Below are 16,363 nucleotides of genomic sequence, written 5' to 3' on the forward strand. Positions count from 1 at the left end.
GAGTAGAATGCATGATAAAATCTTGGTAATTGAAGATGATAATGATTTAGGAAACTTAATAAAAGATTACTTAGAGATAGATGGGTTTCAGGTATTGATAGCTAATGATGGGTTAAAAGGTGTGGAACTGGCTAATGATCCTATGATAAAGCTCATTATTTTAGATATTATGCTCCCACTTTTAGATGGTGTTGAAGTTTGTAAAAGAATAAGGATGATATCGAAAATGCCAATACTTATGTTATCAGCTAAAAGTGGAGAGATGGATAAGATACTAACATTAGGAGTAGGGGCAGATGACTATATGACAAAACCTTTTTCTCCAATGGAATTAGTGGCAAGGGTGAAAGCTCATATAAGAAGGTATACTTCATTTTCTAGTGATACACTATCAGATGTAAAACAATTTGGTGATTTAATAGTAGACTCTAAGGCATATAAAGCTTTACTAAATAATAAGGAAATACCACTAACTTCTAAGGAATTTCAAATATTGGATTTTTTCACATCTAATCATTCCCAAGTGTTTTCAAAGTCTCAGGTATATGAAAGTGTATGGAGTTACAGTGAATATATGGATGAAAATACTATAGCTGTGTACGTTAAAAGGTTAAGAGAGAAGCTTGGAGAATACGGTGAAAAGTCGATAAAGACAATATGGGGAGTAGGATATAAGTGGGAAGTAATAGAGTGAAGGATAATTACCTTGGTAAAAAAATTAGTATATTTACAGGGTTAACATATCTATTTGTTATATTATCAGTGGTATATTCTCTCCTAATTTTAAAGGAAGATATTAAAAAAGAAGATAAGTCTAATTTATTAAGAATAGAAACATCAAATCAAAGAGAATTGATTAAAGAAATGTTTAAAGAAAATAGCTATTACATGGAAAATGATTTTTATGATTATACAGTTATAAATTTAAAAGGGGAGGCTATCTTTTCTTCCATAGATGATTTTAATAAAGGAGAAAAGATAAATCTTGAAAATGAAATAGGTTATGATAATGCCTTTGACAATAGAAAAAATGCATTAATTAGATACAGTATACCTTTAGTTAATAATGATGTTCAAGAAGGGATTATAATTATAGATTTACCACAGAGTATATTAAAAAAGGAAAGCAAAAATGAGAAATTTATACCCCTGTGGATACTTTTATTTTTAATAGGAATATTAGCTTTTATGATAAATAGGTTTGTAAAAATAGATATAATAAAACCAATTAAAGAGCTCCATAGTAGTGCAAAAACCATACTAAATGGAAGCTATAAGTGTAAAGTAAACTACGATTATCATGGGGAGGTTGGAGAGTTTTGTCATGATTTTGAAGCTATGAGAGGTGAAATAATAGACTCAAAAGAAAAGGAAGAAAAGCTTAAAAGAAATGAAAAAGAATTATTAGCTTGTATTTCACATGATTTAAAAACTCCTCTTTCATCAATTTCAGGATATGTTGAAGGCATAAGAGATGGAATTGCAAAGGATGAAGATGGTATAAAAAGATATTCAAACATTATATTGAAGAAATCTAAGGAACTTTCAAAATTAATAGATGATATATTAGAGCAATCGAAAACAGAGTTGAATGAAATGTCAATTGAAAGAAAAGAAATATACTCTGATGATTATCTAAAGGAAGTTTTAGGTGACTTATCTATTGATGTAGCTACTCATAATATGAAATTAGATGTTAAGGGACAATTGCCAAGGGCTTTGATTTCTATAGATATAATAAGAATAAATCAAGTTATAAATAATATTATTTCAAATTCAATAAAATACTCTAAATCAGGAGAAAAAATTGAGATATGGGTAGATGATGAGATAGATAAAATTACTGTAAATATTAAGGATTTTGGTAGTGGAATTAGCATTGATGATATACCATTTGTTTTTAATAAGTTTTATAGAGGTGAAAAGTATAGAAACACTAATATATCAGGTTCAGGGCTTGGTCTTTCTATATCTAAGTATATAGTAGAGAGTCATGGAGGAAATATAAAGTGTTCATCTTCTTTAGAATCTGGAACTACTATTAGTTTTACTATACTTAAAATATAATTAATAAAGGTGCTGTCACACCTCAGAATTTATTTTCTATTGTGTAGCAGCACCTTTTTTATCTTTTAATTTAATTATTAGTAGGATTTACTTTATCTTTTCTTCCCACCATCCAAATGCGACTCTACCTTGAGCAAGTTCATTTGGAGTTTCTGGGTTGGATAAGAAAATAATAAATGATCCTCCAGGAGGAAAAATAAATTTGCCTACTTCTTCGTCGGCAATTGTAACCTCTGGAAGGGCTCTTCTAACAAATGCCTTAACTCCACCTTTAGGTTCTCCTATAACATTGCTTGCTTTAAGTAACCTAATTCGTGGCTTTGGTAATGGGCAAAGAGCTGTATTAGCTGGAGTAACTAATTCTGATATCTCTGGACATCCAGGTGGATTTGAATTAAACCATATTTGCGCTCTTATTGGTGATTCTCCAATATTTGTGACAGTCCAGACATATACGTGTAGATTAACTCCTGAATAATAAGGATTTACTAATCCTGCCCATGCACTTTTACCTCTTCCAAAATTTAATTCATCTGCATAGCCTACAAAATATTTTCCTTGAAGTGAAAGATATAGAGGATATGGCATACTAGCTACTTGAGTTATTGGATTAGGTAAGATTATAGAGTCATTACAATTTTTTGTGTTTTCCATTTTCATAATATCTCCTATTAAAAGTATAGATTTTTCATATTCTCCATACATAAGGTATAAGAATAAATCTGTATACTGTTAATATATGTTGTACGGATATAAGGGGTGTACAAGGAGTTGAAATTTAGTAAATCTGAGAATTTAAGATAGTGTTTAATATAAAATTTAATTATTAATTTCTAGATAACTATAGGAAATAAAAATGTCACATACTCTTTAAAATAAGGAGTATGTAACATTAAATTTATATATTATTCTGTACGTAATGATTCTACAGGATTTTTTCTTGCAGCCATTTTTGCTGGAATAGCACCACCCAGCAATGTTAAAGAAACACTTATAATTATAAGTATTATAGCATGAACTGGATTAAGTTTTGCTACACCTTCAAGGTCTGTTAAATTCTTAAGAACACTATTTATTGGAAATGTTAATAAGTATGATATTAATATTCCAAGTAATCCTGAACAAGAACCTATTATGAATGTTTCAGCATTGAATACACGGGTTATATCTTTCTTTCTTGCACCTAATGCTCTCAATACACCAATTTCCTTTGTTCTTTCTAATACAGAAATGTATGTTATTATCCCAATCATAATAAGGGATACAACAAGTGATATTGCGGCAAAGGCAATTAAAACAAGGGTTATTGAATCCATAATACCACCAGATAATTTTGTGAATGTAGCTGCTAAATCTGTATATATTATAGAGTCTTCAACAGCATTTCCATCATTCCATGAATTTAAGTAATTAAGTACCCTATCCTTGGTAGTAAAATCTTTAGGGTAAAGGGTGATAGCAAATGGTGTAGAAGTAGCACCTAATTGAGAAAGTACGTCATCTTTAGTAACATTAGGAGTAGTACTACTAGCTCCTCCCATTGGTGACATTGCAGCCATTGGATTAGTAGGCATACTAGTTCCAGCTGTGGCACCTCCAAAAGGCTTTCCAGTTAATACATTATAGTTAGAATCTTGCTGTACTTTAACAATTTCAGAGTTTTTAGCATTATCAATAAAATATTGTGATAATTCATCTGAATATGAAAGTCCTGGTGAAAGAATTTCTAGCTTTGAATTTTTGCTAGAACGAACTATACCAGCAATTTTAAGAGTAATAGCATTATCATTATTATAAATATCTATAAGATTGTCTGGAGTACCGTTTATTGTAAATATATTGCCCATCTGTTTGTAGTAATCATCATTTAAAGCTAATTTAAATTCCTTGTTTATAATATCATTAAAACTTACAGTATCTGATTCAGAATCTATACCTAAAGCTTCTAGCATAGAGTTGTCAAGTCTGTTATAGCTATCGACAATAAGAACAAGATCCGTTTTTTCTTTAGGATATGACCCAGCTAATAAATCATAATTGCTTTCAAGGTATCCTTTAGTATCTAAATTTAGACTATTGGGATATGATGAAAAGTTAATTAGGGATGTATTTACTGGAGTTGCAGTTTTGCCATCAGATTTCAAAAGATTCATATTAACAAGTCTTGTATAGGACATTCCAGAAAGCAGAGATGAATCAATATTTTCAATATACTCTATGTATTCATCAGTAAATACATTTGTGTGTTCAATACTATTTTTACTAGGGTCATAAGGATAAATGTAATCTACATCTGGAAATTGATTTTCATTTACGGAATTACTCACTGCTTCTTTGTGTTGCTCTCTCATTGCATCCATATCAACTTCGGCGGTTTTTTGATTAATCATTATTGGAAAACCAGATAATGTACTATTTTCAAATTCTCCAATTTGTTTATCGAATCCATTTGATAATGAAAGTATTAAGGCAATACCAATTATACCTATACTTGAGGCAAAAGCAGTAAGTGCTGTTCTCCATTTCTTTGTAGATATGTTTTTGCCAGATAGTTTTAAAGCAGTAAAGAAACTCATACTTGTTTTCTTAAGTTTATAATCAGCAGTATCTAAGTCATCATAAAATGGATTGCTATCAGATTTTATCTCACCATCTCTAAATTCAACAATTCTATCAGCATATTCATTAGCTAACTCTGGATTATGAGTTACCATAACAACAAGTTTATCCTTTGAAATTTCTTTAATAAGCTCCATAATCTGAATACTTGTATGAGTGTCCAAAGCCCCAGTAGGTTCATCTGCTAAAATTATATCAGGGTCATTAGCTAGAGCTCGAGCTATAGCAACTCTTTGCATTTGTCCTCCTGATAGTTGGTTTGGTTTTTTGTGAACATGGTCCTTTAGGCCAACCTTTTCTAACACCTCAAGAGCTTTCTTGTGCTTCTCTGTATTTGAAACTCCACTAAGGGTCATTCCCATTTCTACATTATCTACTATACTTAAGTGAGAAATTAGGTTGTAACTTTGAAAAATAAATCCAACACTATTATTTCTATAGGCATCCCAATCTGAGTCTTTAAAATTTTTTGTAGATTTACCATTGATAATTAAATCACCTTCATCATATTGGTCAAGACCACCTATAACATTTAAACATGTTGTTTTTCCAGAGCCACTCGGTCCAAGAATTGCAACAAATTCAGATTTTCTAAATTTTAGGCTTATTCCATCTAATGCAACTTGAGTAAATTCGCCTGTAGTATAACTTTTAAATATGTTTTTTAATTGTAACATTATGCTCCTCCTTTACGATTAACTTTTCTAATTGTAGAATCGTAATATGAACCTAATATGAACCTAATATGAATTATGGTCTAAAAGTATATTTTTATTTCTTTTTTATTTGTAAAGTTCATATTTAATTAACATAAAATAATTATTATATAAAGTAACATAATAAATTGAGGTGATAATATTGTTTAATATACTTGTTGTAGAGGATGATAAGAATTTAAGAAAACTTATATCTGCAACCTTAAAACAAAATGGATATAACTCATTAATGGCAGAGAATGGAGAAATAGCTCTTGATATTATGGATAAAGAGCATATTGATTTAGTAATATCTGATATAATGATGCCTAAGTTAGATGGTTACAATTTAGTGAAAGCTTTGAGAGACTCAGGATATAATATGCCAATACTTATGGTTACAGCTAAGGAAATGTTCGAAGATAAGAGAAAAGGATTTAATGTTGGCGTAGACGATTATATGGTAAAACCTATTGATATAAATGAAATGATATTAAGAGTTGGAGCACTTCTTAGAAGAGCTAAGATATCTAATGAACATAGACTATCTATAGGTGATATTATTTTAGATTATGATTCAATATCTGTAAGTCGACATGGAGACAGTGCTACCCTTCCTAAAAAAGAATTTTATTTATTATTTAAATTATTATCTTATCCTAACGTCATATTTACACGAAGACAGTTATTAGATGAAATATGGGGTATGGATAATGAAGTGGATGAGCGTACTGTAGATGTTCATATAAAAAGATTGAGAGAAAGATATGATAGTTGTACAGAATTTAAGATTGTTACAGTACGTGGTCTTGGATATAAGGCGGTTAAGAAGATATGAGAAAAAATCTAAGAGTTAAGTTTGTTGTAATTCTTCTATTGATGATGATTGTATCAGGAATTTGTTCCCTTATAATATCTGCATTAATGTTTAGTGGAAATATAGAGAAAGAATCAAAAAATGCCCAAAGGAAAGTAGTAGATACTATAATAGAACTATATGATAATACAGATTTTACTTTAAATAAAATTATAGAGTTAAGTAATAATGATAGATATGAAGTAATACTTATCAATGATTTGCATGAGTATGCTGGAACTGCTGATACGCTTCATGAGAGAGAATTTCTACAGATTAAAACCAAAAGACTTCCTATTATTAATACTATATTAAAGGTAGATGATAGGTATATAAAAATATCTAATTCATTTAATGAAAAAAGTGTGCATATACGTGCATTTTTTCTAACTATCACATCCTTAATTATATCTACTGTAATAGCTACCATAATATCAGGTATAGCATCAAAGCGAATCTTAAGGCCAATAAGAACTTTAAGTAAAGCTACTGAAGAGGTAGCAAAGGGAAACTTTAGTGTTAAAATAGGTATTCCTAAGGATTATGAATTTTCATTATTAGCAAAAAATTTTAACAAGATGGTTCATGAGCTTAGTAGTATAGAGACCTTAAGAAATGATTTTGTTAGTAACGTTTCCCACGAGATAAAAACACCCATTGCATCTATACAAGGCTTTGCAAAGTTAATTCAAGATAAAAACTTAGATGATGATGAGAGAAGTGAATTTACAGATATTATTATTAGTGAGTCATCAAGGCTTTCTAAGCTAACTTCAAATATATTAAAGCTTTCAAAGCTTGAAAATCAAGAGGTTATTACTGGAAAAGCAGAGTTTGCATTAGATGAACAGATTAGGTGTGCAATTCTTATAATGGAACCAGAGTGGAGTGAAAAGGGAATTGACTTAGATATAGACCTAGATAAAGTCAATATTATAGGAAATGAGGATTTATTGCAGCAGGTATGGCTAAATATAATAGGAAATGCTATTAAGTTTACGGAGAAGGGTGGAACTATTGGTATCAAATTAATGGATTTGAAGGATAAAATAGTTATTAAGGTTTCAGATAATGGTGTTGGAATGAATGAAGAAACTCAAAGACATATTTTTGATAAGTTCTATCAAGGTGATAAATCCCATTTAAGCAAGGGAAATGGATTAGGATTATCACTTGTAAAACGAATAATTGAATTATGTGATGGTGAAATAAAGGTTAGGAGTAAGCTTTATTATGGTACGACTTTCACAATAGGACTACCCAAAAAATAATATTCTTAATAAATAGGATATTCCCATTTAGAGATTTAAAATTTTGCGAAGAGTAGATATGAAAAGTGAGGAAAGAAAAGAGTTGTAGTTGCAATAAAAATTTTATACCTTTATTGAACTATATAAAGATATAAGGAGCTGTCGCACTAATTTTTTAGTGTGACAGCTCCTTTACTTTAGACTTTACTGCACCTGTGAAATAAAGTTGGTAATGACACTTTACTTCATATTTATGGTCTTCCATTCATCTACAAGCATCCCATATTCATAGGTGTCTTTCCAGAGAGGATTACCATTTTCATCCTCAAAGAAATAGATATTTTGGAGACGGTGTCCTTCTCTTCTCATATTTACAGCTTCAAGCAGTTTCCAAGAAGATATGTTTCGGGGATCACAATTAGCAATTATACGTCTTGTACCTAGATTCTCAAAGGCATATTTCATAATAGCTTTTACACTTTCAGTAGCGTACCCTTTTCTATGATATTTGGAGTTAAATATATATCCAAGTTCCCAAGTCATAAAATCCTCTTTACTAAAATATAAATTGCCAATTACTTTTCCTGTACTCTTCAAGGAGACAGCCAAAAATGTATCACCCTTTGACCTGGATAGTGCTTCTTCTTTACAATCTTCCTCGGAGAAAGGCTTGTAGGGTTCAAATTTTAATACTTGCTCATCAGAAAAATACTCATGTAAATCTCTCCAGTCCTCAGGAGTAAAGTTACGAATTATTAATCTCTCAGTTTCAACTTTACAAATCATTTTTTTATACTCCATTTCATTCATTATTTATAATTAATTACTCAAACCTCGCACATGTAAATATAGCTTAACCCATTGATTTATCAAAGGTTTTGTGCTCAAATTTGCAGAGAATTCCTCTGGAAAATGATATGATGTAAATACCCAAAATACAATATATTAAATTTTTGGATGAATTATCTTATGAACAGTTTACCACAAAATAACCCAAAAAAAATGATTTAATAAAATTCATTTTAAACTATATGAAGCAATTTAAAGTTATGTAGTCTCATTAAAAATCAAATTGCTATAAGAAGTTAAAAAAGTAGCTTAATTTTGCAATAATTATGCTTATTAAATTACTTCGATATTGATAGTGCAATGGTTGAAATACTTTTTGTGCTGCGAAGTTTGAGTTATTATGAAAACAAATAATTCGAATTATTTGACAAAATATATAAGTATATGTATTATATAGATATAAAATTACATATTGTGTTTTATGGTTGCATACGCAATAACAGGGAATGAGGTTAGAATCCTCAACAGCCCCCGCTACTGTAATAGCTACGAAACTCTTTAAAAGTCACTATGAAAATAATTCATGGGAAGGCAAGGAGAATTAGGTTTGAAGCTATAAGTCAGGAGACCTACCATAAAATAAAGTTTGCAATTTCGGTGGGAAATTAAAGCGGCAAAGATTATTAGTAGATATCAAATGTATATTTTAGTATACATTTTTTATTCTGTGTATATGTGTGCTTAAAGTCCTAGAAATAGGACTTTTTTTATTTTCACTATTTATATTTTTATATTTTTTACCAATTTTGTATTGATAATGAATTTCAAATATGATACTATGTTTTTATGAAATTGATATTCATTATCATTAACAGGTTAATAAATCATAATAGAAGTAAAGAGGGAGGTGGCTAAACATTCTTATATGAAAACCAAATTGTATTATAGAAAGTAAGAGGAGTGATTTTTTATGAAAAAACTAGTTAGTATAATGGTATCTTTAATAATGATAGTAGGGCTAACAGGATGCTCACAGGAAAAGGAAAAAAACTCAGAAGAAAGTACTGTTATAGAAGTAGAAGACATAAATGGTGATGTAGTTACTTTAAATAGGCCAGCAGAAAAAATATTTTTAGGATTTTATATAGAAAATTATCTTGCAGTGTCTGGGGATTTTAAACTAGATAGAATTGTTGCTATGTCAAAAGGAGAAACAAAGGATTTAATGAATGCAATGTGGAGTAAGTATGCAGAAATAATTCCTAATTTAGAAGGGTGTATTGATACAGGATCTATTTACTTAGATAGTTTCAGTATGGAGAAACTAATTGAGGCAAAACCAGATTTAGTAATTCTTGCACCTTATCAGGCAAAAAAAATAGGGGATGGGATTAATACTATAAAAAGTCTAGGGATTCCTGTAGCAGTAGTTGACTACAATTCTTTTACTTTAGATAAGCATGTAAAAAGTACAGAAATACTTGGAAAATTATTAGGAAAAGAAGAAAGAGCAAAGGAACTTGTTGAAAATTATAAAAGTCATATAAAAAATGTTGAAGATAGAGTAAAAGATATACCAGAAGATAAGCTTAAATCTGTTTATTTTGAACTTGCAAGTCAAGGTCCAGATACCTATGGAAATTCTTATGGAAACTCTTTATGGGGAAATATACTTAAAACTGCAAAATGTAAAAATATTGCTGAAGAGAAAGTTGAAGAATATGGTCCACTAAATCCTGAATACGTTATCTCCAGCAATCCTGATATTATAATGTTCTCAGGACAAACTAATTCTCAAGATAAGGGAAAACAAAGATTTGAGATGGGATTCAATGTAAATGAGGATAGAGCTGTAGAAACAATGAATATGTATTTAAAAAGACCAGGTTGGAACAATCTAAATGCGGTAAAAAATAAAGAAGTATATGGTTTTGATCATAGCGGACTTAGAACTCTTTATGATTATGTATATCTTCAATATGCTGCAAAGGCAATTCATCCGGAAAAGTTTAAAGATGTAGATCCAATGAAAAATCTAAATGAATTTTATGAAAAATATTTACCAGTAAAACCAGCAGGTACTTTTATGATAAAGGGGGAATAGTCAAATGACTAATAAAATAAAAGTATTGGAGGATTTAAATGAGGGAGAGGATGTATATAAGAACATAAATAAAAAAAGATTTATTTTATTTGCTATTACAATTATAGCATTACTTGTATTTTCTATTTTAGATTTAATTGTTGGACCTTCTGGGATGTCTTTATCAGAGGTAATACGGACTTTAATACAAGGACCTACTAAAGAAAATATAAATTCAGCTGTTATGTGGTCTATAAGACTTCCAATGACATTAACATGTATATTTGTGGGAGCTTCATTGGGATTAGCAGGATCTCATATGCAAACTATACTTAGTAATCCATTAGCTAGTCCATATACTTTAGGTATTTCATCAGCAGCTGGCTTTGGGGCTTCTCTTGCTATTGTCACAGGAATTACTATTGGAAACATAGGATGGATTTCTATACCTTTAATGGCATTTGCTTTTTCATTTATATCTAGTTTATGTATATATTTTATAGGTAAAAGTAAGGGTATGAAGTCTATAACAATGGTGTTAACAGGTATTGTTATTCATTTTCTATTTCAGGCACTACAATCTTTAGTTCAGTATATGGCAGCACCAGAAGTATCACAACAAATTGTATTCTGGATGTTTGGAAGTTTATTAAAATCTACCTGGATTGGGGTATTTATTACTGCAAGTATTTTTCTTTTATGTTTCTTACTAACTACAACTATAGTATGGAAAATAACAGCCCTATCTGCCGGAGAAGAAAGAGCAAGAAGTCTTGGAATAAATGTAGACAAATTAAAGTTAAGGGTATTTTTAATATCAACTTTGTTAACTACAGGAGCTGTTTCATTTATAGGTCCTATTGGATTTATAGGATTAATTTCTCCGCATTTTGCAAGGTTATCCGTTGGAGAAGATCAAAGATATTTATCTCCCGTTTCAGCTATATTTGGAGCATTAATCATGGTTGTAGCTTCTATAATATCTAAAGTAATAAAACCAGGTGCATTAATACCTATAGGCATTGTTACATCTATTGTTGGAGTACCTTTTTTACTTTTTTTATTACTATCTAAGGGGGCAGAGTAATGAGTTTTATTACAGTAGATAAGGTTTCAGTTAAATATAAAAATAAAGAGGTATTAAGAGATATTACTTCTACTTTTAACCAAGGTGAAATAACTTCAATTATTGGTCCTAATGGTACAGGAAAGACAACCTTTATAAAAGCTATATCTAATATGGTTAACTATGGAGGTCATATATATATGAATGAAAATAATAAGGAGAAAATATCCATGGAAAAAGTGGGCTATGTGCCGCAGATGAGTAATAGTAGTTCTGGTTTAACTGTATTTGAAATGGTATTGCTTGGACATATGAAGGATTTAAAGTGGAAAATTTCTAAGGATAAACTAGAAGAAACAAATAAAATATTGAAAAAAATAAATTTAAGTCATCTAAGTTATAATAAATTTTCTAGTTTAAGTGGAGGAGAAAAACAATTAGTGATTATGGCACAAACCTTAGTTTCAAAGCCCAAAATACTACTATTAGATGAACCAACCAGCGCATTAGATATAAGACATCAGCTACAAGTTTTAGATCTAGCAAGAGAGTATACTACAGAAAATAATGCTATTACTATAGTTGTAATTCATGACTTAGCTTTGTCAACTAGATATAGTGACAAAATAGTATTATTTAACAAAGGATATGTGATGAAGGAAGGAAAACCAGAGGAAGTATTACAACCATCATTATTGAAAGAGGTTTATAAGGTAGATGTAGAAGTTTGCTGCACGAAGAAAGGTTATTTTACAGTTACCCCTATTACATGTAGTTAAATAATAGTAAAAATAAAGTTTTGAGGTGAGAGGGTATGAATAAACATAAATTTTTATTAAATTTAAAGTTGTTAAACATAGATATTAAAGAAATTATGAACTTATGCAAAGAGCATAATGAATGTTTTTCAGTCTTAAAAGATAAACTTGATTACGTATGTGATTTTATACTAGATAATTCAAATAATTTAAAATGGAAGAAATATTTATCAGAAGAAACGTATGATTCTCTAGTTAGAGAACTTAGAAACTCTACTTCAAATGCCTTAGGATGGGTTGAAAAGTTTCAAGCTCATAGCATATTAAGCGGTAGTGTGGATTCATTCAAGTATTCTGATGAATTAAATCTTGCTGTGAAAAATGAAATACTGGAGTTTGAAATAAATACCAAATCAAGGATTCTATTTATTGGCTCTGGAGCTATGCCTATAACAGCTTTTACTATAAAAAATGAAGTTGATTGTGAAGTGACATGTTTAGATATTGATAAAGAAGCACTTGATTTGTCTCAAAGATTATCAGATAAGTATGGGATCAAAAATATATTCTTTTCATCCCAAGATGTAAGTAAATTTGATTTAAACAACTTTACTCATATTATTATAGCTTCTTTAGTTGAAGAAAAATTAGATATTGCAAAATTTTTATTAGAAAATATCAATGGAGATACAAAGGTTATTTTAAGGTATGGAAATGAGTTAAAAAGTATATTTAATTACCCTTTGGATACAAAGATATTGAAACATTGTCAAAAAACAATAATAAAAGACAGTAAATATATTTATGAAAGTATAGTTTTGGAGAAATCTGTATGATGCTTAAAGATATATATAATAATTTGGGAAACATATTAATAGTAGGTTCAGGACCTGTAGCAATGAATATGACAATTAATTTATCTAAAGGGTTTTTGGGTGAAATAGGTATGGTTGCTAGAGAAAGTGATAAAACTATATCTTTTTTACAACAATTAAAAAATAATAATTTTACAATAATGGGGAGCTCATCAAAAAGAGAATTATTTAAAGTAGAAGGAAGCTATAAATTAAAAAAATTATATATTGGACATGCTAATATAGATGATATTTGGGAGACTATGGTATTGTGTGTTCCATGTGATTGCTATATGGACATATTAAAAAAAGTAGATTTACTAAGGCTTACTAGAGTAAAAACGATTATTTTAGTATCACCAGAGTTTGGGTCTAGTATAATAGTTTCTAATTACTTAAATAGAGAGATAAGGGAATTAGAGATAATTTCTTTGTCTAATTATTTCGGTGCAACTAAGTATTCATCATCAAAATCATTAATAGAAGTAACAACAAAAGCTTTGAAAAAAAAGATATATATAGGTTCATCATTAGAATATAGCTATAAAGTACAAGTTCTAAAAAGTTTTCTAAAAGATATTGGAGTTATTTCAGAAATATTAAATGATCCATTAGAAGTTGAAAGCAGAAACATAACTATGTTTGTACATCCAGCTTTTTTAATTAATGATATTAGTTTAAATCAAGTATTTGATTATGATAAAACAAATAAATATGTATACAAGCTATATCCAGAAGGACCTATAACAATGAATACTATATCTATTATGCGTTCTTTATGGAAAGAAATATGTCAAGTGTATATGAAACTCAGGATTAAACCTATTAATATACTTAAGTTTTTAAACGATGATAATTATCCAGTTTTAGAAGAATCTATATCAAGAGAAAATATAGATAAATATATGGAATATGATACCATAAAACAAGAATATTTACTTTATGTTAGATATTCCTCAATATTAATTGATCCGTTTTCCATACCAGATAAAAATGGAAGATACTTTGAGTTTTCAAGGATTCCTTATCCAAAAATTTATAAAGATAATAGGGGAAAATGGAATATACCAAGAATGCCATTTGAAGATTATAAAAAGATCAAGCTTTTATATGCTATAGGAAAAAAATTAAATATAGACATGGAAAATGCAAAATATTTATTAGACTTATTTGATATTTACTTAAATAAATTTATTGAAGATAAGGGTGAGAATAATATAAATAATAGTGTATTTGAAGATCATAGCATAAACAATGCAAAAATTATAATTAAGGAGCGATTAAATGAGAGTAGATAAAGGTGTAATATTGGCAATACTATCTTCATTTACGTTTAGTATAATGAATGTTTTAGTAAAGTTAGTTAGTAATAGAATACCCTCTAATGAAATAGCTTTTTTTAGAGGCATAATTGGTGTGATTTTAATATTGATATTAATGAAGGGAACTAATGTAAAGTTTTCTAAAGAAGGAAAACCACTTTTATTAATGAGAGGGCTTCTAGGAGGACTTTACATGGTAACATACTTCTTTGCAATTTCTACAATGAAGTTAGGAGATGCTTCTATATTAGCACATTTATCAGGTGTTTTTGTAATGATATTTTCTGCAATGTTTTTGAAGGAAAGACTACCAAAGAATGCTTGGATATTTATTATAATTATTTTATTTGGGGCAAGCCTTATAATAAATCCATTTAGATATTCCACATATTCTTTTTATGCTATATTTGGATTGTTAAGTGCAATCCTATCAGCAAGTGCTTCTATAACTATTAGAAAATTAGCAAAATCTAAGAAACATCATTCTTATGAAATTGTATTTTATTTTTTAGCTGCATCTACAATAGTAGCGGCTATATTAATGAGAAATAATTTTGTAGTACCAACAGTTAGAGAATTTGTTTTATTGTTTATTTTAGGAGTTGTTTCCTTATTAGCACAAATATTTTTAACAGGTGCGTTTGGAAATACTAATGCTGTAATTGTAGAAGTAGTAAGGTATATAGGAATATTATTTAATGCAACTTGGGGATTGATATTATTTGGAGAATCTTTATCCGTATACTCTATATTAGGAGGAATTCTTATAATTGGAGCATCTATTGTTTTATCCAGACAAAAATCTTTAGAGTAGGTGAAATTAAATGTAATAAAAAGACTTTTAATAACTTTAACTGGGATTAAAAAGCTAAAAATGGAAAATATAAACTAATTGGAAAAGTTGTAGAAAACAAAGGAAAGTACAATAAAAACAAGTTAAACTTAGTTAATCAGCAATTAAGATTTTTACTTATATTGAGATTAATAGTATTATAAATCATAGTTACTAGTAAATTAACATATGTTTGCAAGCATTAAATAGGTTTAAGGAGTTGTACTTTGTGGAAATAAACAGTATAGTCCTAAGCCCAGAAGTATATAGATCTGATGCAGAAAAGATAGCTGATTGGCTTAGTGATGAGGAAATTGTAAAGTATTTAAATGAAGATAATAAGGCTAGAGAGAACTTAATTAATGTTATAGATAGAGTAAATATGCCAATTTTAACTCATTTATTTAATAACAACTGTAGATTTTTTACTATAAAAAATCCATATGGAACTATAGGCTTTTTAAGACTTATCCCAAAAGGTGAAACAATTGAAATTGTTATAGCTGTGGGAGAAAAGGAACTGTGGGGAAAAGGTATAGGACATAATGCGGTTATGGAAGCATTAAAAACTGCATTTTTTGAAATGAGGACAGAAAAAGTTGTTGCAAAAATTAAGAAAGATAATAAACGGTCTCAAAACCTTGTAAAGGGAATTGGATTTAGAGAAATAAAAAAACTTGAAAAAGAAGTAGAATATCATATTACAAAGGAAATATTCTGGAAGAAAGCAGCATAATAATCTTTTATATGAGAGTAAATAAAATAATAAAGAAAAAATTTTAGACAACCATCTTAGGTAATAAACTGGGAGGGTTGTTTTTTTGTTGAGAATTAAATTATTGTTATAGTAGATAAAATTTTTACTAATGAATTTTTATCATTTAACAACAACATTAAATTTAAAACAAAAATTGACAATAATTCAGAATTGTTATACACTAATATTGATTCGAGTATCGAAGTAATTTTCAAAAGACCTGTGGATTTAAAAGATTTATCCTAAAGGATAACGACTTCTAAGTATCAAAAATACCGATATTAAGAATTTTGTTGGTAAGATTCAAATAAGCTAAGAACTCTGTTTATTATATAAATTTTAAAAATGAAAATAAATTATAAAAGAATGAAATTTAGAGCTAACCATTTATGGTTAGCTCTAAATTAAGGAAAAA

14 protein-coding genes and 1 riboswitch are annotated in these 16,363 nt (G+C 28.9%); of the genes, 11 read left to right on the plus strand and 3 right to left on the minus strand.

The genetic code is table 11. The annotated features are described in order from the left end of the window. The first annotated feature begins 7 nt into the window (after positions 1–7). Both B3B03_RS09980 and B3B03_RS09985 read left to right on the plus strand, forming a co-directional pair. The gene (locus B3B03_RS09980) at positions 8–694 is read left to right on the plus strand and encodes a response regulator transcription factor (protein ID WP_346877216.1); all 687 of its coding nucleotides are present in this window, start codon (positions 8–10) and stop codon (positions 692–694) included. Next, on the plus strand, positions 676–2,067 hold the full coding sequence (locus B3B03_RS09985) for a HAMP domain-containing sensor histidine kinase (protein ID WP_346877217.1): 1,392 nt from the start codon (positions 676–678) through the stop codon (positions 2,065–2,067). The genes B3B03_RS09980 and B3B03_RS09985 overlap by 19 nt, the downstream gene beginning before the upstream one ends. An 87-nt stretch (positions 2,068–2,154) precedes the next feature. On the opposite strand, the gene B3B03_RS09990 is transcribed toward B3B03_RS09985, so the two are convergent. Both B3B03_RS09990 and B3B03_RS09995 read right to left on the minus strand, forming a co-directional pair. Next, the gene (locus tag B3B03_RS09990) at positions 2,155–2,721 is read right to left on the minus strand and encodes a DUF6143 family protein (protein ID WP_346847273.1); all 567 of its coding nucleotides are present in this window, start codon (positions 2,719–2,721) and stop codon (positions 2,155–2,157) included. Positions 2,722–2,972: 251 nt separating this feature from the next. Continuing rightward, complete coding sequence (locus B3B03_RS09995) at positions 2,973–5,363, minus strand: ABC transporter ATP-binding protein/permease (protein ID WP_346847274.1); 2,391 nt, start codon at positions 5,361–5,363, stop codon at positions 2,973–2,975. Positions 5,364–5,544: 181 nt separating this feature from the next. Between B3B03_RS09995 and B3B03_RS10000 the strand changes: the two genes are divergently transcribed. Together B3B03_RS10000 and B3B03_RS10005 are read left to right on the plus strand one after the other, a co-directional pair. After that, on the plus strand, positions 5,545–6,219 hold the full coding sequence (locus tag B3B03_RS10000; RefSeq protein WP_346877218.1) for a response regulator transcription factor: 675 nt from the start codon (positions 5,545–5,547) through the stop codon (positions 6,217–6,219). After that, the gene (locus tag B3B03_RS10005; protein WP_346877219.1) at positions 6,216–7,508 is read left to right on the plus strand and encodes a HAMP domain-containing sensor histidine kinase; all 1,293 of its coding nucleotides are present in this window, start codon (positions 6,216–6,218) and stop codon (positions 7,506–7,508) included. Before B3B03_RS10000 ends, B3B03_RS10005 begins: the two co-directional genes overlap by 4 nt. Before the next feature lie 219 nt (positions 7,509–7,727). Here the strand turns inward: B3B03_RS10005 and B3B03_RS10010 are convergent, their stop codons facing one another. Next, a complete protein-coding gene (locus tag B3B03_RS10010) occupies positions 7,728–8,273 on the minus strand; it encodes a GNAT family N-acetyltransferase (RefSeq protein ID WP_346877220.1) in 546 nt (181 codons plus the stop codon). Positions 8,274–8,741: 468 nt separating this feature from the next. Further along, positions 8,742–8,927: riboswitch (cobalamin riboswitch) on the plus strand. Between the two features lie 319 nt (positions 8,928–9,246). Here B3B03_RS10010 and B3B03_RS10015 point away from each other — a divergent pair. The 7 genes from B3B03_RS10015 to B3B03_RS10045 all read left to right on the plus strand — a co-directional run bounded on the left by B3B03_RS10015 (position 9,247) and on the right by B3B03_RS10045 (position 15,927). Continuing rightward, positions 9,247–10,380, plus strand: a complete 1,134-nt coding sequence (locus B3B03_RS10015; RefSeq protein WP_346847278.1) for an ABC transporter substrate-binding protein — start codon at positions 9,247–9,249, stop codon at positions 10,378–10,380. Between the two features lie 4 nt (positions 10,381–10,384). After that, a complete protein-coding gene (locus tag B3B03_RS10020; protein ID WP_346847279.1) occupies positions 10,385–11,446 on the plus strand; it encodes an iron ABC transporter permease in 1,062 nt (353 codons plus the stop codon). After that, positions 11,446–12,204, plus strand: a complete 759-nt coding sequence (locus B3B03_RS10025) for an ABC transporter ATP-binding protein (protein ID WP_346847280.1) — start codon at positions 11,446–11,448, stop codon at positions 12,202–12,204. The genes B3B03_RS10020 and B3B03_RS10025 overlap by 1 nt, the downstream gene beginning before the upstream one ends. A 35-nt stretch (positions 12,205–12,239) precedes the next feature. After that, the gene (locus tag B3B03_RS10030) at positions 12,240–13,019 is read left to right on the plus strand and encodes a nicotianamine synthase family protein (RefSeq protein WP_346877221.1); all 780 of its coding nucleotides are present in this window, start codon (positions 12,240–12,242) and stop codon (positions 13,017–13,019) included. Then, entirely contained in the window at positions 13,016–14,335 is a 1,320-nt protein-coding gene (locus B3B03_RS10035; protein WP_346877222.1) for an opine metallophore biosynthesis dehydrogenase, read from the plus strand. The genes B3B03_RS10030 and B3B03_RS10035 overlap by 4 nt, the downstream gene beginning before the upstream one ends. Beyond that, positions 14,322–15,173: a DMT family transporter gene (locus B3B03_RS10040; protein WP_346847283.1), complete on the plus strand. Its 852-nt coding sequence runs from the start codon at positions 14,322–14,324 to the stop codon at positions 15,171–15,173. Before B3B03_RS10035 ends, B3B03_RS10040 begins: the two co-directional genes overlap by 14 nt. A gap of 247 nt (positions 15,174–15,420) precedes the next feature. Then, the gene (locus B3B03_RS10045; RefSeq protein ID WP_346847284.1) at positions 15,421–15,927 is read left to right on the plus strand and encodes a GNAT family N-acetyltransferase; all 507 of its coding nucleotides are present in this window, start codon (positions 15,421–15,423) and stop codon (positions 15,925–15,927) included. Positions 15,928–16,363: the final 436 nt, after the last annotated feature.

The organism is Clostridium sp. UBA5712, from assembly GCF_002419845.1.
GTDB classification, from domain to species: domain Bacteria; phylum Bacillota; class Clostridia; order Clostridiales; family Clostridiaceae; genus Clostridium_J; species Clostridium_J sulfidigenes.

What these genes read in the sequence shown, in the direction of transcription:
- B3B03_RS10035 (WP_346877222.1), top strand. Translation starts at nt 13,016, where the DNA reads ATGATGCTTAAAGATATATATAATAATTTGGGAAACATATTAATAGTA.
- B3B03_RS10030 (WP_346877221.1), top strand. Translation starts at nt 12,240, where the DNA reads ATGAATAAACATAAATTTTTATTAAATTTAAAGTTGTTAAACATAGAT.
- B3B03_RS10040 (WP_346847283.1), top strand. Translation starts at nt 14,322, where the DNA reads ATGAGAGTAGATAAAGGTGTAATATTGGCAATACTATCTTCATTTACG.
- B3B03_RS10015 (WP_346847278.1), top strand. Translation starts at nt 9,247, where the DNA reads ATGAAAAAACTAGTTAGTATAATGGTATCTTTAATAATGATAGTAGGG.
- B3B03_RS10010 (WP_346877220.1), bottom strand. Translation starts at nt 8,273, where the DNA reads ATGATTTGTAAAGTTGAAACTGAGAGATTAATAATTCGTAACTTTACT.
- B3B03_RS09995 (WP_346847274.1), bottom strand. Translation starts at nt 5,363, where the DNA reads ATGTTACAATTAAAAAACATATTTAAAAGTTATACTACAGGCGAATTT.
- B3B03_RS10025 (WP_346847280.1), top strand. Translation starts at nt 11,446, where the DNA reads ATGAGTTTTATTACAGTAGATAAGGTTTCAGTTAAATATAAAAATAAA.
- B3B03_RS09990 (WP_346847273.1), bottom strand. Translation starts at nt 2,721, where the DNA reads ATGGAAAACACAAAAAATTGTAATGACTCTATAATCTTACCTAATCCA.
- B3B03_RS10020 (WP_346847279.1), top strand. Translation starts at nt 10,385, where the DNA reads ATGACTAATAAAATAAAAGTATTGGAGGATTTAAATGAGGGAGAGGAT.
- B3B03_RS09980 (WP_346877216.1), top strand. Translation starts at nt 8, where the DNA reads ATGCATGATAAAATCTTGGTAATTGAAGATGATAATGATTTAGGAAAC.
- B3B03_RS10005 (WP_346877219.1), top strand. Translation starts at nt 6,216, where the DNA reads ATGAGAAAAAATCTAAGAGTTAAGTTTGTTGTAATTCTTCTATTGATG.